This window comes from Listeria aquatica FSL S10-1188, from assembly GCF_000525795.1.
Classification (GTDB): Bacteria; Bacillota; Bacilli; order Lactobacillales; family Listeriaceae; genus Listeria; species Listeria aquatica.
The window spans coordinates 1-20,339 of sequence record NZ_AOCG01000003.1 but is presented as its reverse complement, the minus strand read 5'-3'; the positions used below and the strand labels follow the sequence as shown (position 1 = coordinate 20,339).

At 37.3% G+C, this 20,339-nt stretch carries 23 protein-coding genes and 2 pseudogenes; 23 read left to right on the top strand and 2 right to left on the bottom strand.

Annotated elements, in window-relative coordinates; all coding sequences use genetic code 11:
* Positions 1 to 141 precede the first annotated feature (141 nt).
* The 11 genes and pseudogenes from opp3b (at position 142) to MAQA_RS13455 (ending at position 10,684) form a co-directional block, all read left to right on the top strand.
* A complete protein-coding gene (opp3b, locus tag MAQA_RS02615) occupies positions 142 to 1,071 on the top strand; it encodes an oligopeptide ABC transporter permease (RefSeq protein ID WP_036071097.1) in 930 nt (309 codons plus the stop codon).
* Entirely contained in the window at positions 1,071 to 2,102 is a 1,032-nt protein-coding gene (gene opp3C, locus MAQA_RS02610) for an oligopeptide ABC transporter permease (RefSeq protein WP_036071095.1), read from the top strand. The genes opp3b and opp3C overlap by 1 nt, the downstream gene beginning before the upstream one ends.
* 17 nt (positions 2,103 to 2,119) lie before the next feature.
* Positions 2,120 to 3,196: an ABC transporter ATP-binding protein gene (locus MAQA_RS02605; RefSeq protein WP_036071093.1), complete on the top strand. Its 1,077-nt coding sequence runs from the start codon at positions 2,120 to 2,122 to the stop codon at positions 3,194 to 3,196.
* Positions 3,193 to 4,156 (top strand): annotated as a pseudogene (locus MAQA_RS02600) (ABC transporter ATP-binding protein). The gene MAQA_RS02605 and the pseudogene MAQA_RS02600 overlap by 4 nt, the downstream one beginning before the upstream one ends.
* Positions 4,157 to 4,485: 329 nt before the next feature.
* Positions 4,486 to 4,881, top strand: a complete 396-nt coding sequence (spxA, locus tag MAQA_RS02595; protein ID WP_036071091.1) for a transcriptional regulator SpxA — start codon at positions 4,486 to 4,488, stop codon at positions 4,879 to 4,881.
* A gap of 197 nt (positions 4,882 to 5,078) precedes the next feature.
* A complete protein-coding gene (mecA, locus tag MAQA_RS02590) occupies positions 5,079 to 5,741 on the top strand; it encodes an adaptor protein MecA (protein ID WP_036071089.1) in 663 nt (220 codons plus the stop codon).
* 125 nt (positions 5,742 to 5,866) lie between these two features.
* Positions 5,867 to 6,979, top strand: coding sequence for a competence protein CoiA family protein (locus MAQA_RS02585; RefSeq protein ID WP_052008423.1), 1,113 nt, complete (start codon positions 5,867 to 5,869; stop codon positions 6,977 to 6,979).
* A 71-nt stretch (positions 6,980 to 7,050) separates the two neighbouring features.
* On the top strand, positions 7,051 to 8,862 hold the full coding sequence (gene pepF, locus MAQA_RS02580) for an oligoendopeptidase F (RefSeq protein ID WP_036071085.1): 1,812 nt from the start codon (positions 7,051 to 7,053) through the stop codon (positions 8,860 to 8,862).
* Between the two features lie 578 nt (positions 8,863 to 9,440).
* Positions 9,441 to 9,707 carry a GlsB/YeaQ/YmgE family stress response membrane protein gene (locus MAQA_RS02575; protein ID WP_036071083.1) on the top strand — a complete coding sequence of 89 codons (267 nt, stop codon included), beginning with the start codon at positions 9,441 to 9,443 and terminating at the stop codon, positions 9,705 to 9,707.
* A 180-nt stretch (positions 9,708 to 9,887) separates the two neighbouring features.
* On the top strand, positions 9,888 to 10,112 hold the full coding sequence (locus MAQA_RS15995) for an HAD hydrolase family protein (RefSeq protein ID WP_052008422.1): 225 nt from the start codon (positions 9,888 to 9,890) through the stop codon (positions 10,110 to 10,112).
* A 59-nt stretch (positions 10,113 to 10,171) separates the two neighbouring features.
* Positions 10,172 to 10,684, top strand: coding sequence for an HAD-IIB family hydrolase (locus MAQA_RS13455; protein ID WP_052008421.1), 513 nt, complete (start codon positions 10,172 to 10,174; stop codon positions 10,682 to 10,684).
* On the opposite strand, the gene MAQA_RS02565 is transcribed toward MAQA_RS13455, so the two are convergent.
* Complete coding sequence (locus MAQA_RS02565; protein ID WP_036071081.1) at positions 10,652 to 10,957, bottom strand: MGMT family protein; 306 nt, start codon at positions 10,955 to 10,957, stop codon at positions 10,652 to 10,654. The genes MAQA_RS13455 and MAQA_RS02565 overlap by 33 nt on opposite strands.
* Before the next feature lie 56 nt (positions 10,958 to 11,013).
* Here MAQA_RS02565 and MAQA_RS16335 point away from each other — a divergent pair.
* Positions 11,014 to 12,061 (top strand): annotated as a pseudogene (locus MAQA_RS16335) (nucleoid-associated protein).
* A gap of 28 nt (positions 12,062 to 12,089) precedes the next feature.
* Here MAQA_RS16335 and gloA read toward each other — a convergent pair.
* Positions 12,090 to 12,476, bottom strand: coding sequence for a lactoylglutathione lyase (gene gloA, locus MAQA_RS02555; protein ID WP_036071079.1), 387 nt, complete (start codon positions 12,474 to 12,476; stop codon positions 12,090 to 12,092).
* Positions 12,477 to 12,620: 144 nt separating this feature from the next.
* Here gloA and MAQA_RS02550 point away from each other — a divergent pair, with 144 nt between their 5' ends.
* The 11 genes from MAQA_RS02550 to MAQA_RS02500 form a co-directional block, all read left to right on the top strand.
* On the top strand, positions 12,621 to 13,247 hold the full coding sequence (locus tag MAQA_RS02550) for an MBL fold metallo-hydrolase (protein WP_036071077.1): 627 nt from the start codon (positions 12,621 to 12,623) through the stop codon (positions 13,245 to 13,247).
* Positions 13,248 to 13,266: 19 nt separating this feature from the next.
* Positions 13,267 to 13,515, top strand: coding sequence for a (4Fe-4S)-binding protein (locus tag MAQA_RS02545; protein WP_036071074.1), 249 nt, complete (start codon positions 13,267 to 13,269; stop codon positions 13,513 to 13,515).
* Positions 13,515 to 13,793: a GNAT family N-acetyltransferase gene (locus MAQA_RS02540; RefSeq protein ID WP_036071337.1), complete on the top strand. Its 279-nt coding sequence runs from the start codon at positions 13,515 to 13,517 to the stop codon at positions 13,791 to 13,793. The genes MAQA_RS02545 and MAQA_RS02540 overlap by 1 nt, the downstream gene beginning before the upstream one ends.
* A 15-nt stretch (positions 13,794 to 13,808) precedes the next feature.
* The gene (locus tag MAQA_RS02535) at positions 13,809 to 14,933 is read left to right on the top strand and encodes a low temperature requirement protein A (RefSeq protein WP_036071072.1); all 1,125 of its coding nucleotides are present in this window, start codon (positions 13,809 to 13,811) and stop codon (positions 14,931 to 14,933) included.
* 198 nt (positions 14,934 to 15,131) lie between these two features.
* A complete protein-coding gene (locus MAQA_RS02530; protein WP_052008420.1) occupies positions 15,132 to 16,430 on the top strand; it encodes an Nramp family divalent metal transporter in 1,299 nt (432 codons plus the stop codon).
* 323 nt (positions 16,431 to 16,753) lie between these two features.
* Positions 16,754 to 17,485 (top strand): MIP/aquaporin family protein, encoded by a 732-nt coding sequence (locus MAQA_RS02525; RefSeq protein WP_036071070.1) that lies wholly within the window; start codon positions 16,754 to 16,756, stop codon positions 17,483 to 17,485.
* Between the two features lie 167 nt (positions 17,486 to 17,652).
* Entirely contained in the window at positions 17,653 to 18,402 is a 750-nt protein-coding gene (locus tag MAQA_RS02520) for an SDR family NAD(P)-dependent oxidoreductase (RefSeq protein ID WP_036071068.1), read from the top strand.
* A 216-nt stretch (positions 18,403 to 18,618) separates the two neighbouring features.
* Positions 18,619 to 18,909 carry a hypothetical protein gene (locus tag MAQA_RS02515; RefSeq protein ID WP_036071066.1) on the top strand — a complete coding sequence of 97 codons (291 nt, stop codon included), beginning with the start codon at positions 18,619 to 18,621 and terminating at the stop codon, positions 18,907 to 18,909.
* Positions 18,848 to 19,312: a cyclic nucleotide-binding domain-containing protein gene (locus MAQA_RS02510; RefSeq protein WP_159099951.1), complete on the top strand. Its 465-nt coding sequence runs from the start codon at positions 18,848 to 18,850 to the stop codon at positions 19,310 to 19,312. The genes MAQA_RS02515 and MAQA_RS02510 overlap by 62 nt, the downstream gene beginning before the upstream one ends.
* 106 nt (positions 19,313 to 19,418) lie before the next feature.
* Positions 19,419 to 19,946, top strand: a complete 528-nt coding sequence (locus tag MAQA_RS02505) for a hypothetical protein (RefSeq protein WP_149023284.1) — start codon at positions 19,419 to 19,421, stop codon at positions 19,944 to 19,946.
* Positions 19,947 to 19,965: 19 nt separating this feature from the next.
* Positions 19,966 to 20,339, top strand: a 374-nt coding sequence (locus tag MAQA_RS02500; RefSeq protein ID WP_036071059.1) for an Ig-like domain-containing protein, incomplete at its 3' end; no start/stop codon positions are given.

The window sequence follows — 20,339 nt, the reverse complement described above, 5'->3', positions numbered from 1 at the left end:
GATGATAATTGTAGTCGTGCGATAAGAAATCTTTACTTAGAAAAAACAGGCGAAGTGAATTGTGTCTTATCCTTTAAGGTGGGCTTGATTTAAACTAGCTTATCAAATATAAATAAAAAATTTGGGAGGTGTAGAGAAAGGATGGCAAAATATACACTAAAGCGCATTTTTTATATGTTAATTACGCTTTTCATCATTGCTTCGGTTACATTCTTCCTAATGAAGCTTTTACCTGGTACACCTTACCGGAATCAGGAAAAACTTTCTGATGAACAAATTCACATCATGAATGAAAAATATGGGTTGAATGATCCGGTTCCTGTTCAGTATTTTAATTACATGACAGGACTTGTAAAAGGGGATTTAGGAGTATCTTTCCAACTTGATAACCGTCCGGTGTCAGAAATTTTAGGTGCACTTATCGGACCATCAGTGACTCTAGCACTAGAAGCAATGGTTTTTGGACTATTATTTGGGGTTATACTCGGGGTGATTGCTGCGATGTATCAAAATAGGTGGCCGGATTATACCAGTACCTTCATCGCAATACTCGGGAAATCCATCCCTTCTTTCGTTTTTGCAACGGTGTTACAATACTGGATTGGGGCAAAATTACAGTGGCTTCCGGTAGCTGGATGGGGGACTTTTGCTGACTCCATTTTGCCGGCATTTGCACTTGCTATGTTCCCACTTGCGACAGCAGCCAGGTTTATGAGAACAGAACTTATTGATGTGTTTGCTTCAGATTATATTTTACTGGCTAAGGCAAAAGGAAATAGCCGTACAGAAATTGCGGTTAAGCATGCGATTCGAAATGCTCTAATCCCACTTATTACGGTTTTAGGGCCACTTTCAGTATCGCTTATGACAGGTTCACTTGTTATTGAAAATATTTATGGAATTCCAGGAATCGGTAGTCAATTCGTTTCATCTATTCAAACTAACGACTATCCGGTTATTATGGGAACAACCATTTTATTTGCTGTGATGTTAATTTTTATCATTCTAGTCGTAGATATTCTATACGGCTTGATTGATCCTCGAATTCGTGTGTCGGGAGGTAAGAAATAATGGCAGAAAAAATTGCAAAAGAAATGTTTCAGCCAGCGCATGTTCAAGATGCAGAAGCAGAAAAAATTTCGCGCCCCAGTCTCACCTTCCTACAAGATTCGTGGCTTCGGGTAAGAAAGAATAAAGCTGCACTTGTTTCACTTATTGTGCTCGGTGTAATTATTATTATGGCTATTTTTGGGCAGTATTTTTCTCCCAACTTAGGACCAAATCGTAGTGTAAACTATCAAGATACACCTTATGCAAGTTTACCGCCAAAAGTTCCGGGATTTGATAATATGCCATTTTGGAATGGGCATCAGAACATCGGTGGACAAGATGTAGATGTGTATAAGCAGAAGAATGTTAAAGAAGGTACTTATTACTGGCTCGGAAGTGATACACTTGGACGAGACCAATTTGCACGTATCTGGGCAGGAACACGAGTTTCACTTATTATTGCTGTAGTAGCCGCACTGTGTGACCTTGTTATTGGTGTTGCTTATGGAATGATCTCTGGTTTTGTTGGAGGGCGTACAGATAATATTATGCAACGCATACTTGAAGTTATTTCTGCAATTCCAAACCTTGTAGTTGTAATTTTAATGCTTCTTATATTAGATCCGGGGATTATGTCTATTATCATTGCTATTGCGATGACGAGTTGGATAACCATGGCGCGGGTTGTCAGGGGACAAGTTTTAAAACTAAAAGATCAGGAATTTGTCCTAGCTTCTCTAACCCTTGGGGAGTCAATGCCCAAAATTCTTGTAAAACATTTACTTCCTAATGTATCAGGTGTCATTATCATCAATGTTATGTTCAGTATTCCGAGTGCGATTTTCTTTGAAGCTTTTCTAAGTTTTATCGGATTAGGTCTTCCAGCACCAACTGCCTCGCTTGGAACGCTAATAAACGACGGTTATAAGACCTTGCAGGTGCTTCCTTATATGGTTCTTTATCCATCGGTTGTACTTTGTGTTATCATGATAGCATTTAACTTAATCGCTGACGGGCTTCGCGATGCGTTTGATCCGAAAATGCGCGACTAAAGGAAAGGTGAGGAATAATGGAAAAACTGTTAGAAGTAAAAGATTTGCACATTTCCTTCCACACTTATGCCGGTGAAGTTCAAGCGATTCGTGGAGTGAGCTTCGATCTTCATAAAGGAGAAACACTTGCTATCGTGGGAGAATCTGGTTCAGGGAAGTCTGTTACAACGAAAGCTGTAATGCGACTTCTTCCTGAAAGCAACTCTAAAATAAAATCTGGTCAAATTCTTTTCGGTGGAAAGGATTTGGCCACTGCTAGTGAAAAACAAATGCAAAAGATTCGCGGGAAAGACATTGCGATGATTTTTCAAGATCCAATGACTTCTTTAAATCCGACTATGACAATTGGTAAACAAATTTCTGAGCCACTAATTAAGCACCAAAAAATTGGTAAATCAGAAGCGCATAAAACAGCGCTACGTTTGTTACAACTTGTTGGGATTCCAAATGCGGAAGAGCGAATTAAACAGTATCCGCACCAGTTTTCCGGTGGGATGCGACAACGTGTTGTTATTGCGATTTCACTTGCTTGTAACCCGCAAGTTTTGATCGCAGATGAACCAACTACAGCGCTCGATGTAACGATTCAGGCGCAGATTCTTGATTTAATGAAAGATTTGCAAAAGAAGATTGATACATCCATCATCTTCATCACGCATGACCTTGGGGTTGTAGCGAATGTTGCTGATCGTGTTGCCGTTATGTATGCTGGGAAAATTGTGGAAATTGGAACGGTTGATGAGATTTTTTATAACCCGCAACACCCATACACATGGGGATTAATTAGTTCTATGCCAACGCTTGATACAGATGATGAAGAACTTTATGTGATTCCTGGTACACCACCAGATCTTTTGAAACCGCCAAAAGGTGATGCTTTTGCGGCACGTAATCAATATGCGATGCAAATCGATCTGGAGGAACAGCCACCAATGTTTAAAGTGTCGGATACGCATTACGCGGCAACTTGGCTACTTCATCCAGATGCGCCAGAAGTGACGCCTCCAGATGCTGTTCTTAGACGTCAAGAGCAGTTTGCAAAAGAACACCCAGGTATGCAGGCTGTTCATGCGAAGGGAGTTGAAGAGGAATGAGTGAAAAAGAAAAGTTGCTCGAAATTCATAATCTGAAACAGTACTTTAACAAAGGTAAAGCCAACGAAGTGCGTGCTGTTGATGATATTTCCTTCGATATTTATAAAGGTGAGACGCTTGGACTTGTTGGGGAATCTGGCTGTGGTAAATCAACAACAGGAAGAACGATTATTCGTTTGTACGATGCAACAGGCGGTGAAGTACTCTACAAAGGAAAAAATGTGCATGCCAAAAAAAAGTCGTAAGGAAATGCATGAATTCCGTAGAAAAATGCAAATGATTTTCCAAGATCCATATGCATCACTTAATCCTCGTATGAAAGTACGCGATATTATTGCGGAAGGAATTAAGATTCATGGCCTTGCGAAGACGCCTGAGGAAGCGACACAACAGGTTTATCACTTGCTGGAAACTGTAGGATTAAGTAAAGAGCATGCTGGACGCTATCCTCATGAATTTTCTGGTGGTCAACGTCAAAGAATCGGGATTGCAAGAGCGCTAGCTGTGCAGCCTGAATTTATTATCGCGGATGAACCTATTTCTGCTTTGGATGTTTCAATTCAAGCGCAGGTAGTTAACCTTTTGCGTGATTTGCAAAAAGAAAAAGAACTTACGTATTTATTTATTGCGCATGACCTTTCAATGGTGAAATACATCAGCGACCGAATTGGCGTTATGTATTTTGGTAAGTTAGTAGAACTTGCGCCAGCTGACGATTTATATCGTGCGCCGCTTCATCCTTATACGGAGTCGCTACTTTCTGCAATTCCACTTCCCGATCCTAATTATGAACGTACGCGTGTTCGTAAACTATATGATCCGAGTTCGCATGGATATAAAGACGGAGAAGAAATAAAAATGCGTGAAATTGCACCTGGACATTATGTTTATTGTTCGGAAACAGAAGAAGAGATGTATAAAGAAAAGCATGCTAAGCTAACGAGCGTAGCAACAAAATGAAAATGAGGAGCCCTGAAAAGCAGGGCTCCTTTTTTGTTTGTGAAAAGAAATTAATAAAATTCTCATCAAATTTTAATTTTCTTATCTTTTTTTTCATGCTGATTTAGTTTAAAGGTTGTATAGTAAGGGTAAGATACATTTGACGACATACTACATCCTTTTTCTAGTCAAATAAAAAAAATTAAAAATAGCCCTATAGAATTTCACAATTTTAGTGTATAATGAGAATGTAGGTTCTTGATTGCTATTTTCAAAAAGAGAATGGATTAGCAATTCGTTTTTTTGAATGAAACAAAAAAAATTAACCGATTAAGGAGTGTGAATGTCTAATGGTAACGTTATACACTTCACCTAGTTGCACATCTTGTCGCAAAGCACGAGCTTGGTTGGAAAACCATGAAATTCCATACAAAGAAAGAAATATTTTTTCTGAACCGTTAAGTTTAGATGAAATAAAAGAAATCCTTCGTATGACGGAAGATGGGACCGATGAAATTATTTCAACTCGTTCAAAAACATTTCAGAAGCTAAATGTTGATTTAGACAGTTTGCCTCTGCAAGAGCTTTTTGAATTGATTCAGAAAAACCCTGGGCTTTTAAGACGTCCAATTATTATCGACGAAAAGCGTCTCCAAGTAGGATATAACGAAGACGAAATCCGTCGTTTCTTGCCAAGAAAAGTAAGAACTTATCAATTGCGTGAAGCTCAAAAAATGGTTAACTAATTGAAAGCTGTTGGAAATCTAAAAAGGTTTTCGGCAGCTTTTTTGTTCAGTTCGGAAACTTGCGCAAAATTTAATTTTGAGGTAAGATAAGAGCCCAAAAGAATAAAAGGTGGTATAATCATCTATTATAAGATAAAATATAAGTATGAAGTTTACCCTTCGTTGTCAATGACTAAATTGGAAGGGAGAGTGTGACGATGGAAATTGAACGAATTAATGAGGATACAATTAAATTTTACATTTCTTATCTGGATCTCGAAGAGCGCGGCTTCAATCAGGAAGATGTCTGGTATGATCGCGAAAAGAGTGAAGAGCTTTTTTGGGAAATGATGGATGAGCTGAAGTATGAAGAAGAGTTCACTCCTGAAGGTCCGCTCTGGATACAAGTCCAAGCTTTAAAACATGGTCTAGAAGTATTTGTAACGAAGGCGAATTTGTCGAAACAAGGCGAAGAAAACTTTGAACTTAGTTCAGCTAGTCAAGATGAACTGGCTACTGAGGAACGAATTGAGAAAATGTTAGAAGAAAACTTTAATCCAGTTAATAAGGATTCAGAAGATGATGAGGACACGTTAGAGTTTGTCTTGGCATTTAACGACTTTGAAGATTTAGTTCAAATGAGTGGTGCTTCTGGACTCCAAGATGTGAATACGAAACTCTATGCTTATCAAGATAGATACTTCCTTTATGTGGAATTTCCTGAAACTCAATATAATGAGTCAAACATTGACAATACGGTCAGTATATTGCTTGAATATGGCACGGAGTCGAATTTAACAGGCTATATGCTAGACGAATATGGTAAACTGATTTTTGATAATCCCGCATTAGAACAAGTAAAACAGTATTTTATGGATTAAGAAATAAAAAAGACTCGTTTCTAAAATATAGAAACGGGTCTTTTTTTTGCGATTTTAAAATAAATAAAGGAATTTGCATCTAGACTGTCGAAGTGAATAAATAAAACTAGTAAAGGATGTTGGAAATGTTTACAGCAAAGAATAGACAAGGCGATTATTTCACAGCTACACAAGCAAACATTTCACATTTAAAAGCGAAGACGGATCCGTTTTTTTGCCCGGCGTGTGGAGAAGAACTCATTCTAAAATGTGGAGATATTAAGTTGCCACACTTTGCGCATAAACGAGGAACGAGATGTCGCTTTTCTTCAGAAGGAGAGACAAAAAAGCATTTACTTGGAAAGAAGGAACTAAGTCGTTGGCTACTCTATCAAGGATTTGAGGTGCAATTAGAGAGTTTTCTTCAAACCATTAACCGTCAAGCGGATCTTCTCGTTAACGGGAAATATGCCGTTGAATTTCAGTGCTCAACTGTTCCTCCTTCTCAGTTATTGGAACGGACAAATGACTATTTGTCAAAGAAGCTTATTCCGATTTGGTTGCTAGGTCAGGATATCGTAAAAAACAAATTTAGTTATGCTTTTTCAAATTTTCAACTATGTTTTATAAGGAAAAGTGAGGAGCTTGGTTATTATTTGCTATTTTTTCAGCCAGAAAAACGCAGAATAGAATGTATTCATCACCTTGCACATGCGGGAAGTAAATATTTTTTTGGTGAGCGTTTAGTGCTTCCACTGGCAATTTCAATAAAGGAAATGCAACTAAAAATAAAGGCGGTTAAAGGGCATAGAAGAAAGAGGTATCAGCCACATCGAGAAATTGAACGAGAGCGACTTTGCTACTATTATGCAAAATATAAATCACGCAGTCATTTTATGCAAGAACTCTACCATGCGGGATTTTCACTTTATCATTTACCACTTCAAGTTGGGGTGCAGCTCGATAAACAGTTTCTTGTTCATACAGCTCCTGTAGAGTGGCAGTTTTCACTTTGGATTCATTTTTTTGACCGACTTGAAGTAGGAGAGCATTTTGCGTATAGAGCGATTGCAGAACGATTTAGAGCTTGTGTAGTCCCATTAAAAGTGCTCACCTTCCAAGATTACGAGGCAGAAGAATTGCTAAAGGAATATCTTCTTTATCTAGAAGAAAAAGAGATACTCGTTGAAATTTCGAGTTGTAACTACCGTTTGAAAAGAAAAATGAAGTGGAGACAACATTCACAAATTTTTTCCTAATTTATGATTTTTGCATTTTTATGATTTTTAGATCATAATGAAAAGGAAGATTGATTTGGGGAGGTTTTAAGATGGCAGAGAGCAAAATAGGGGCATTGCCCGCAAGAAATGAAGTGCCAGAAGAACTGACTTGGGATCTCACAACTATTTTCCCGTCAGATGAAGCTTTTGAAAAAGAATTTAAGGATATTCAAGAATTAAGCAACCAAAGCGAACAATTTAAAGGAACACTCGGAAATAGTGCAGATACGCTTTTAAATGCTTTGAGATTTCGCGATACACTTTTTGATCGGTTGGAAAAGCTGTATGTATATGCACATTTAAAACTGGATCAGGACACAGCGAATGCAACTTATCAAGGAATGAATAGCCGAGCAGGAAGCTTGATCACGCAAGTTATTACCGGGTTGAGCTATTTTGACCCTGAAATTCTATCTATCGAAGAAGCACGTCTTGAGACATTTTTAAATGAAAATACAGAGCTCGGATTATACAAGCATGTTCTTGAAGAGTTAAATTTAAGTCGACCCTACGTTTTATCCGAAAAAGAAGAAGCAATTTTAGCGAGTGCTGGAGAAGTACTTGGCAGTTCCTCGAATACATTTAGCACATTGAATAATGCTGATTTGAAGTTTCCGGTAATCCGTGATGAAGCTGGAAATGAAGTTGAAATTACGCATGGACGTTATGGAAAGCTACTTGAAAGTAGCGACCGGCGTGTTCGTGAAGAAGCATTTAAAGGACTTTATTCCGTTTATGAAAGTTTAAAAAATACTCTTGCCCAAACCTTGAATGGGCAGGTGAAAAAATCTAACTTTTATGCATCGGTAAGAGGCTATAAGTCAGCTCGAGAAGCGGCACTTTCCGGAAATCATATTCCTGAAACAGTATATGATTCTTTAGTACAAACGGTTAACGAGCATTTGCCATTGCTACATCGTTATGTTGAAATGCGCAAGAAAATTTTAGGATTGAATGACTTGCATATGTATGATATGTACACACCGCTTTCAAGTGAAGTGAAACTGGAGTTTACTTATGAAGAAGCGCAAGAAGTTGTTTTAGAAGCTTTAAAACCATTAGGTGAAGAATACCAAGCGATACTGAAAAAAGCCTTTGCCAACAGGTGGATTGATGTCGTTGAAAATAAAGGAAAACGAAGCGGTGCTTATTCATCGGGTGCATATAGTACAAACCCGTATATTTTGTTAAACTGGCAAAATAATATTGATAATGTGTTCACACTAGCTCATGAACTCGGTCACAGTGTGCATAGCTATTACACGCGGACAAATCAACCATATGTTTATGGGGATTATTCGATATTCCTTGCAGAAGTTGCTTCTACTACTAATGAAAATCTTTTGACGGATCATTTGCTTAAAAAATATAATGATCCAAAAGTTCGTGCTTATTTACTAAACCATTATTTAGATGGGTTTAAAGGTACTGTTTTCCGGCAAACTCAATTTGCTGAATTCGAGCACTTCATTCACCAAGCTGACCAAAATGGTGAAGCCTTAACCGCGGAGTTCTTGACTGAACAATATTTTAAGATTAATAAAAATTATTATGGCGATGCCGTTCAATATGATCCGGAAATTGGTTATGAGTGGTCACGGATTCCGCATTTTTATATGAACTACTATGTATACCAATATGCAACTGGTTTTTCTGCTGCTTCTGCATTGAGTGCAAAAATTTTGAAGGGAGGAACTCCAGCTGTTGAGGCTTATTTGGATTATTTAAAAGCAGGAAGTTCAGATTTTCCGATTGAAGTTTTGAAACGTGCGGGTGTCGATATGACAAGCAGTCAAGTCGTTGAAGATGCACTGAAAGTTTTTGAAGAACGATTAATAGAACTTGAGAAACTGGAAAACTAACTTTGTGAAATTATAAATTTACAAAAAAAAGTTTTGTGGGGAAGCTTAGCTAATTGAGAAAGCTTCCTCTTTTTTTGTTGCATTTGAGATACTGTATTATTTATTTATATGGAAAGAAATCGTTTAAACAAAGCGAGCTTGGCAAACTGTTTTTATCTCTGCTTGTGAATAGTGGGACAGAAATTAAAAACTAGATTTTCATTATTATAAATAAAAGGAAAAGATGAAAAAAATTTATTCAAAAAAAGTTTGTGAAGCATTGAATTATGTTTTTAGATATGGTATATTAATACCGTGAAATAAATCACAAACAAATACCCCCTTTATTTGATTGTGTGAATTTCTCCTTTTGATTGCGCTGAAAGAAGCTGTACCCCTTGTGGTACAGCTTTTTTCGTTGTTTTGATTTTTTTCTTCATCTAATCCATATAAGAAGCAGAATTATTCACTTCATTGAAGGGTACAGTAATAATTATTGCGTTTAACCTAGAAATTAACTTCTTATCCGAGACTAGACAAAACACTTAAAATGTTTGAATTTACTTTTCTAGAGGTAAAAATACAGGGAGGTGAATGTGATGTTTCATTTTATTTGGGTGCTTATTGTTGGTGCAGTTATTGGTGCAGTTGTTGGTATTATTGCAGGGGTTTTGACAAGTCGGAAAATGCCGCTAGGATGGATTGGAAATATTTTAGCCGGTTTAATTGGTTCTTGGCTTGGAGAAAAGCTTTTAGGAAGTTGGGGGCCCCATGTAGCTGGAATGGCAATTTTCCCTTCAATTATCGGTGCTATTATTTTGGTAGCTATCGTATCATTTTTGACCGGAACACAAAAAAGGGAATAGCACTTGTTCGATACAAATTATTTGAAGCTGTACCAAAAGGGGTACAGCTTTTTCTATATTTAGAAGTCAAATCGAGTAGTATTTTATGCTAAAATAGAAGCAAATACTATTTTTGGAGGCACTACCTTCAAGAGGGAGCAGTGAGGTTACAGATGATTAAACTAGTAGCAGTGGATATGGATGGAACTTTTTTGGATGATCAGAAACATTATGATAAAGACAGATTTGCCAAGATATTTGGCGAAATGCAAAAAAAAGCAAGCTGAGTTTGTTGTTGCAAGTGGAAATCAGTATGTTCAGCTTGTGCAATTTTTTGAACCTATCAAAGAAAAAATCACCTTTATTTCAGATAATGGCGCTATGGTCACAAAACATGGAGAAGAAATTTTTTTCAAGCTCATTTGAAAAAACAGATGTAAAGAAAATTTTAGAAGTGTTAAGTTTTAAAACGAATTTTCGAGTTGTTGTATGCGGCAAAAAAAGGGGCTTATATTCTGGATACCGTGCCAGATGATTTTATCAAAACGATTGAGTTCTATTGTCCAGTAATGTTTAAGGTTGAAAATTATGACCAAATTGACGATGAAGTATTGAAAATCGCTCTTTCTTGTTCTGAAGAAGAGACCGAATATCTTTTGGAAGAGCTACATGGCGAAATTAGTCACATTGCAATTCCAGTAAGCAGTGGTCATGGTAGCATCGATTTAATTCAGCCAAACATGCATAAAGGAAATGCCATCCAGTTTGTGCTGGACTATTTTGACTTTACGCAGGAAGAAGCTGCTGCATTTGGTGACGGTGGGAATGATGTAGAGATGTTGAAACTTGTTGGAACGAGCTTTGCAATGAGTAATGCACCAGATGCTGTAAAGCAGGTAGCTAAACATGTTGCGCCAAGTAATAATGAAGCAGGTGTTCTTGCTCAAATGGAAAAAATCTTTTTTTTAAGTTTGGCCTTGCCAAAAGCATATTTTTAAATTGACGCAGCCATTTTCTTTGAAGGGAACTTGTTCTTTTTTGAGCAGCCGAATTTGATCATCCCAACCGGGGACAGTCCGTCCTGATGAATTCACAACACGGTGACAAGGCATGTCAAGCGAGCGATCTGTATGCTTTAAAACGTTACCGACTAATCGAGCATTTTTAGGATGACCAGTCATATAAGCAATTTGCCCGTAAGTGGTTACTTTTCCTTCGGGAATTTGCAAAATGATATCGTAAACAGCTTGAATAAATTCTGGTTTTGCCAAATCAATCGACTCCTTTTGATTTTAAGTATAGCAAAACCTCGTTATTTTTGGAAAAAATGGAGGAGAAACTTTTGGATTTTACTTATGCTAAAATAAAAAAATTGGCGATTCATTTCGTTGGAAACCAGGCACAAGAAGAGGGCTATGAAGTCGCACAAAATATATTGACTGACTTTCCTGAAGAACTAAACATGACATTGCTCAACATTTTTCTTGAAAATTTTAAAGCAGATGATTATTTCCACTTTGCTCATGAAACCAGTTTAGATTTTAATGAAGTGTATACATATAGTCAAAATATATTCGCTGACCCGAGTCACTTTTTAGAAGACACACTCAATATTTTAAAGCACCTCTACAGTGTTTCTACACATCCCAATATTAAGAGTGGAGATTTATGGATTTTCGAAATTGAAGGCTTGGTGATTGATGGGGAGATGTGTAGCGGATTAGGGATTTTTAAAGTAGAAAATAAAGAAGTTTATTTAAAAAAATAATTTTAACGGGAAAGAATTTGCCATTAGTTATGAGAAAGGGATTACAGGGGCTGATCTTGATAAAGGGTGCTTGATTTTAAATGCTGAAGCTGAAAAAGGCGGAAAAGTCCTCGTTTTGAGCAAGTTAACAAAAAATGATTCGATTTATTGGAAAGATCGATTTTTAAGTGTTGAGCGAACAGCAGATAATAAATTTCTAACGGAAAACTTTGTTGAACTTTGCACCGATTATATTAAACAAAAAGAAGAATCACTTCTTGAAAAATCGGAATTTGTAAAAGCAGCCAACGAGTATTTACAAGAAGAAGCGAATATTCAAATGGATTCTTTTACAGAAAAAGCTCTACAAGACCCGATTAAACAAGCGGAATTCAAAACGGTGGTCGAAAATTTTGAACAAGAAAATAACCTACATTTTCCTGCAGAATTTGAAGTGGATGAGGAGCGGGCTGAAAAATTAAATAAGAAAGTCCGAAAAACGTTGAAACTTGGAAAAAACATCACACTAACCATAAAAGACTTAGAGAACCTCGATGAAGCCGATTTTGTTCAAGGCTATGATAATGATCGTGGCAGAAATTATATGATTATCTATTATGATGAATAAAAGCTGCGCCAAAATGGCGCAGCTTTTATTATAACGTATGATTTTGAATGACTTCCGTTTTATACCCATCAGGATCAGTAATAAAGTAATAGTTAGGTTCGCTACCTGGAAGTCCTTTAAGGTCAGTTACAGTGTAACCTTTTTCAAGATGAAGTGCGTGAGAAGCTTTTAGATCGTCAACGCCAACAGCTAGGTGGCCATAGCCATCTCCTAATTCGTAAGGCTCTTTTTTATCGTAATTATAAGTTAGCTCTAATTCAAAGCCACCTTCAGAAAAAGCAAGATAAACAAGTGTGAATTCATATTCTGGGAAATCTTTTCTGCGAACTTCTTTTAAACCAAAAGCCGTTTCATAAAATTCAAGGGATTTTTCAAGATCTTGAACGCGAATACATGTATGTAACATTTTAGTCATTTTATTTCCTCCTTTAAAACAATAACCTTCCACATCATTTTAGTATACCGCTGACAGAAAAACAAATTTCGAGAATGATTATTTCCTTTTCTAGCCTAGGGTTGTTATAATTTGTATAGAAATTCGCAGAAGTGAGGTAATTTTATGTTGAATGTTGAACATATTGTAACAGGTATTGCAGAAGAAAATACCTATGTCGTTCATGATGGGAAGTCGCTTCTTGTCATTGATCCGGGCAGCGAACCAGGACGAATTGAAGCTATGATCGAGAAGACAGGTGCAACTCCAGTTGCTATTTTGCTCACTCACACGCACTATGACCATATTGGAGCTTTGGATACGATTCGAGAAAAATATCAGATTCCTGTTTATGTTAGCCCTAAAGAAGCGGAGTGGTTAGGCAATCCTGAACTTAATTTATCTATTTCATTACCAAACCGTGGCTTGCAGGTCATTGAAGCGAAACCCGCTGATTTTACTTTTGAATTAAAAACATATGATTTTAATGGGATGCGCTTTAAAGTTGTGGAAACGCCAGGGCACTCAATCGGGAGCGTCAACTTTATTTTTGACGATTTTGCTATTGTTGGTGATGCACTTTTTAACGGTAGCATAGGACGTACAGATCTTTATACAGGTGATCAGGAAATGTTACTTGAAAGTATTCAGCGTGAACTTTTCACCTTATCCGATGAAACAGTGATTTACCCGGGACATCGCGGGAAAAGCACGATTGGACATGAAAAAGAGACAAATCCATTTTTTAATTAAGAAACGGAGGAAGGCTTAAATGACTGAAGAAGAGTTGCTTGAAAAAGGATATCGTAAATACTACGGGGAAGAAGTAGATGTTTACTTTAACACTCATATTTGTGAGCATTCAGGAAACTGCGTGCGAGGAAATGGAGAAATCTTTAATTTGGACAGAAAACCCTGGATACTCCCAGATAACGCTTCAAAAGAAGAAGTCATGCGAGTCATTGATACATGTCCGAGTGGAGCACTTCAATATGTTCAGAAAGAGGGCCTAGCAAAATGATTGAATATAAAAATGATGAAAATCGTATCTACGCAGTTAATGAATCGGGGAAAGAAGTGGGTGAAATCACCTTTTCAAATGCTGGTGAAACGATGTTTATCATCGACCATACTGGTGTAATCGATGAGGCGAGAGGACAAGGTATTGCACAAGAACTTGTAAAGCGTGCCGTTCAAAAAGCCAAAAATGAAAATAAAAAAGTAATTCCGCTTTGTCCGTTCGCAAAATCTGAATTCCAGAAAAAAGTGGAGTACCAAGAAGTGGAAGCGAACCGCTAATGATAAAAAAAACAAATTTTTGAAGAGCGAAAAGTCTCCTGGCTTGAGCTCTTTTTTGATTTAATTTTCGTCACTGCTGTCTCATCGACCACCCACCTTCTTGTTACGATAGATCATCACCCTGAACACACGCTGTTATACTTTGGCGAATATTTACTAATGGTGACACCGATGTTTTGGGCATGGGTAGGACAAACGATGTTTTACAACCGTTTTGGCAAGAAAATAAGCCGCCCGGAAGTTTTCATGCTTAGCCAGATGTTCTTTCTCATTTTGATGACCGCAAGTTTCGATCTAGAATTTGCAGACACATTCTATACTTTTATTATCGGCTATGCTGGCATTCGTCTGTTCACCGTTATCCAGTATTTTGTAGCAACCAAAAAACTCCATGGTGAGCAAAAACAAGTGGCCAATCTGTTAGGCTCATTGTTCCTAGTAGGCATCCTAATCTCTCTTAGCTCGATTTTCTTTAACGGTAATATCCGATTTTTCATCATGTATGCCGGCATTTTCCTAGATATTTTGTTACCGCTCCTAAACGGGGGGAAATTACAAAAAGTTCCTGTCCATTTCCCGCATTTAGCAGAGCGCTTCGGACTTTTCGTTATCATTACTTTCGGAGAAACCATTGTCGCAATAACAAGCATCCTTGCTGAAAAAGTGACAGATCCCTATACGCAGCTTTATGTCTTTCTAAGCTTTGTGATTATCGCTGTTTTATGGGCATCTTACTTCCATAGTTTTGAACATATTGTTGATCAAAACAGAGCGACAAACGGTCAGATTTTCTTATATGGCCATTATTTTATTATTATTGCTGTTATGATGCTTGCTGCGAATATTCATTTACTGTTTTTAGGGCATTTGAATAAAAGTTTACTCTTTTTGTTTTTATATGGATCAGTCGCGTTATTTTTTGTAGCTAAACAAATTGTTTTCGGTCTTCATAAAAAAGAAGAAATTGAATTCTCGATTTGGAAAGAGGCAGCTCTTATTGGACTTTTAATCTGCTTTTATTTACTTAGTCAATTAACAAGCTTGCCACTTATGACGAGTTTGCTCGCTATTTTAATTTGTGCTTTATTTGACTTAACAATTCGTTTCCAGTCCAGCAAGCCTGTTAGAAAAAGAAGCTGAAATCAGATGATTTCAGCTTCTTTTTTATAAGCCATCGAAAGATAGCCGAGGCTTTTTTACTTTCCTCTTGACAAAAAAGTTTCCCTGATGCAAAATAAGGGTAGTTAAAAGAGAAAGAAGGATTGGCTATGGAGCAAGAAGAACTTACACTAAACAAAAAAACAAAAAAAAGAAGCATGGGTTTCAAAAACACATAATGTGAGCTTAGAAGAAGTAAACAGCTCCATTGCAATTCCCAAAAATGCCGGCTTCTTTAGAAAATTACTTGCTTTTATGGGACCTGGTTCCCTTGTAGCAGTTGGATACGTCGATCCTGGTAACTGGGCAACATCGATTGCTGGGGGAGCACGTTTTGGATACACCCTTTTGAGTGTTATATTACTTTCAAATTTAATTGCGATGTTTTTGCAGTCGCTTTCTGCTAAACTTGGGATCGCAACAGGGAAAGACTTAGCTCAAGCTACTCGAGCTTCTGTTGGAAAAAAGGCGTCTTTTGTTTTATGGATATTAACTGAATTAGCAATTATTGCCACTGACATTGCAGAAGTCATTGGTTCAGCAATTGCACTGAATCTGTTGTTCGGGATACCGCTTCTCGGCGGGGTAGCGATTACGACATTAGACGTGCTACTTTTATTGATGCTACAAAGGAAGGGATTCCGAATCATTGAATCGATTGTTATCGTCTTAATGGCAACTATTTTTGTAATCTTTGCCTTTGAAATGGTCGCTTCACATCCACAAATGGGTCCTTTACTAGAAGGCTATCTGCCACATGCCGAAGTCGTTACAAACCCTGCTATGCTTTTTATTGCTCTTGGGATTTTAGGGGCAACAGTTATGCCTCATAATCTATATTTACACTCGTCACTCGTACAAACAAGAAAGTATGATCGGACTGCGGAAGGAAAACGTGAAGCTGTTCGATTTGCTAAGATCGATTCCACGTTTTCATTAACGATTGCTTTTATTATTAATTCCATGATTTTGATCCTTGGTGCAGCAGCTTTTCATGGTACTGGGCTTGCGGTGTCTGAAATTGAAGGAGCTTATAAGCTTTTGGGACCTACTCTTGGTGTTGGTCTCGCTAGTACACTTTTCGCCGTTGCTCTCCTTGCATCTGGACAAAATTCAACGATCACGGGAACGCTTAGCGGCCAAATTGTTATGGAAGGCTTTATTCATCTGCGGATTAAACCATGGCTCAGACGGGTTATTACGAGACTCCTTGCAGTTATTCCTGTTTTCATTGTGACGCTGATTTCTGGTGCTAAAGGAACAGGATCGCTTCTCTTGTGGAGCCAAGTTATTCTTAGCTTGCAACTACCATTTGCTGTAGTCCCACTCGTTCTTTTCACGAGTAGCAAGAAAAAAATGGGAGAATTTGCCAATTCGATTCCCGTCCAAATTATTGCTTGGATTGTCACAGCGGTTATTGTGGCATTAAATATTTTCCTTTTAGGTTATATCTTTATTACAGGTCAAGACTTAGGATAAAAGAGATAGAAAAACACATAAACTGATTGAAGGGGTCTTCATGAGGTTTGTGTGTTTTTTATTTGCAATTTTTTTCTTAAAAAAAAATTAATTTTTAAAAACAGCGCTTTCAAGCTGAAGGATATGCGAAGTAAATCGTTTTCAAATAAATAAATTATGACTTGATAAATTATTGGAGAGAGGTATAATGAACTTAATCGTGCGCTTTTTAACAGTTTGCAACTTGATTTGCTTTTAAATTTCACAGCATAGAAAGTTTTGCGTGGTTCAAAAGAAGCGTTTCGTATATTTTTGTGAAATTTGTAGCAAATGGAGGAGTTTGGATGGATTACACGCTTATGACGCGGCTACTCGCTGAATTTTTTGGTACAGCACTTTTAATTATTTTAGGGAACGGTGCAGTAGCTAACGTTGATCTTAAAGGAACGAAAGGATTTGGAAGTGACTGGATGCTGATCGCAGTTGGTTACGGCTGTGGGGTTATGATTCCAGCTATGATGTTTGGTGGAATTAGCGGGAACCACATTAATCCAGCATTTACAATCGGACTTGCTGTAGCAGGGCTTTTCCCTTGGGGAGAAGTTGTTCCTTATATCATTGCTCAGTTTGCAGGTGCAATGGTTGGCCAATTAATTGTAGTTGCTTGTTACAAACCTTATTATGACCGGACAACGACACCGGATCACATTCTTGGAACTTTTTCAACAATCAATGCTGTTCGAAGCAAAACAAATGGTTTCGTTAATGAATTTGTAGGTTCTTTTGTTTTATTCTTTGGTGCTCTAGGCATCACCAAGGCGCCGTTTTTCGCAGATAATTTAGGAACGGCACATTTAGCTTTAGGTTTCTTAGTTTGGACGCTAGTGGCTTCACTAGGTGGACCGACTGGACCAGGGCTTAACCCAGCACGGGACCTTGGACCGCGTATTTTACATGCCCTTCTTCCGTTAAAACATAAAGGAAGTTCGGAATGGAACTACGCATGGATTCCTGTTGCTGCCCCAATCCTTGCAGCTATCTTAGCTATCTTACTTTATAAAGTCGTTTTCCTATAATCAAAAGTTAAAGCTGATGAAATGAATTTTTCATCAGCTTTTTTGTTGTTTGCAGATAAAGAGAATTTTTGGTTGTGAACGATTGTGCAAGCATATATTTTGTAAACGTTTACATGAATTTGTATACTCAAATTGTAGTATTTGTAATAGAAAAGGGGGAATTTTAAATGGGACGTTTAGATGGTAAGGTAGCATTAATTACAGGAGCAGCACGTGGACAAGGAGCAACCGAAGCAGAATTATTTGCAAAAGAAGGTGCCAAAGTCATTATTACTGATTTGCAAGAAGAAGGAATTAATGAGCTTGCAAATAAAATTAAGGGAAATGGTGGAACTGTATTAGCGCTGAAACAAGACGTTTCAAGTGAGGAAGATTGGCAAAAAACGGTGGACGAAGGAATTAAGGCATTTGGAAAAATTGATATTCTAGTAAACAATGCCGGAATCTTGAGTTTTAAAACTGTAACAGAAATTAGTAAAGCAGAATTTGAAAAGATTTTGTCTATTAATACTACAGGAACATTTCTGGGAATGAAATACGTTATTCCAAATATGCAAGAAAATGGTGGGGGATCTATTGTGAATATTTCCTCTCTAGCCGGCATTTATGGTGTTGGTGGAGCTGCTTATAACGCTAGTAAAGGAGCTGTACGTACGCTAACTAAGAACGCAGCACTTACGTACGGTAAAGAATCTATCCGAGTTAATTCTGTACATCCTGGAACGATTGATACCCCAATGCTTAAGGATGTGCTACAAACAGAGGAAAGTAGAGAACACGCAGCATCAACAGGTGCGCTTCCGTATATTGGCCAGCCAATTGATGTCGCTTACTGTGTTTTGTTCTTAGCATCTGATGAGGCACGCTTCATCACTGGCGGAGAGTACTTAATAGACGGTGGGGCACTTACCATGTAAGATGATAGTTATGCTGAAAAACTTCTTGGAGAAAATCCAAGAAGTTTTTTTGTGTTTTAAATAGCACCAAAAGAAAGGATGAAAAACAAAGAAAAATGGAAACTTATACATAAAAAGCAATTTAGTAACAAATTTTTAACAAAAATCACAATAAATATGTTTATTTACAACTTAAAAAACATTTATAAGTGATATTTTAAAAAAAGAGGTGGAAATATGTACAGAAAAGAAATAAAAAAAGAGGTAACTATTGAAGATATCATTCAAGAGTTAGAGCAGAATTCACTAAATAGAGAACAGGTGCAACGTAAGGAGTATCACAAAAATGAACAAATCGCGGAAGACTATGGACGCGTTATTCTTTTGAAGCAAGGGTATATTGTGAAATTTATGCATGTGAAAAAGCAAGAAAGGGCTATTGGTTTTTATGCAGGAGAGGCTCTAGTTGATTTTGACAGAGTATTTGTTTCAAAAGAAGAAAATCAATTTGTACTTAAAAGCGCTTGATAAATGTGAACTTATTTCAGTTGAAAAACAATATTTTTTGGACTATCTATCAATTCGTCCCGTCTTTACAGAATTCATTTTAAAAAAATTGACCGGACAATTACATCAGTTTGTTGTGAAGATGGGGATAAACGGAAAATACCAAAGAGATCGCGTTTTAATTGGTTTAATTAATGCTGCTTATTCGTTAGGTGCTGAAAGAGAAGAAGACTTTTACCAATTTCCAACGGTGATCAATCATTATTTTCTTGCAGATTATTGTGATCTTGATGCTACAGCCTTCTCAAAAATTTGTAAAAGGCTAGTAGACGAACGGTTAATTTTCTTGAAGAAACGACAAATTGTCATTCATCTCAGGAAGCTAAGACAAGCTGTAAAGGAAAGTCAGGGGATTTACTTATAGTAGTTGATGCTTTGAGGGGGTGATAAAGGATTAGACATAAGCAAACTAGAAAGCGAATTGAGATAGGGTGGATTGCATATAAGAGAAGGAGGAAAAAATGAATTACATGAAAAAGTTTTTACACCAAATTTCCAAGCACACATTGATGACAACTATGCTTACGTTTGCTTTAGTAATGAGTCCTGCAGGAGTTACATTAGCGGCAGAAGCCCCCAATTCAAAATCAGTTTCTAAGACTGTGAGTGAACAAGCAGGGAAAGAAAGTAACACGATTGATCCAGCCTTTGATATTGCACATGGCTGGGATGTACTAGAGTATACGGATAATATGGATATTCCGGTTACAAGTACATTCTTAGAAGGGCGAAAAACGCAGATGCCGAATGGCGATCAGTATAATACGGCTTATATTAATTTCGCTAATATTGGGAACTCTCTTTTCAAAGCGCAAAGAGTCTTTAATTTAGAAAAGGGAAAAACGTATAATTTCACTTGGTACTATCAAGCCCATGTGCTTGGAGGTTCTCAAGCTTCAATCAGTTTTAATGGAGATGTGAAGACTGCCACTCCTATCGACACTAACAATATGGACGATTTATTACCCAAACCGTATAAAAAAAACGATTGTAGCTAAGGAAGATCAAAATTATACGGTGACATTAGAATATAATGCGCCGAAATATAGCAATGTATTAATGTCTGTGGGCTATAAAATAGGGGATCCTAACAATGGTGTAATCACAGAAGAAGTTCCAGCGCCTAAGCTAAGCACACTTGAAGCTGGTCAAAAACAAGTTCAAGGTACAGGTGTAGCGGGAAATCGTGTGGTTATAAAAGATGGTTCTGGTCAAGAAATGGGTTCTGGAATTGTTGGGCAAGATGGTCGATTTTTGATTGGCTTAAACCGATCTCTTATTTATGATGAAACCATTACAGCTATTCAAATTGATTCAAGTGGGATGGCTAGTACGCCTGTTTCTGCGAAGGTTGAAGATCATGTAGCTCCTGAGAAACCAGTTGTTAAAAA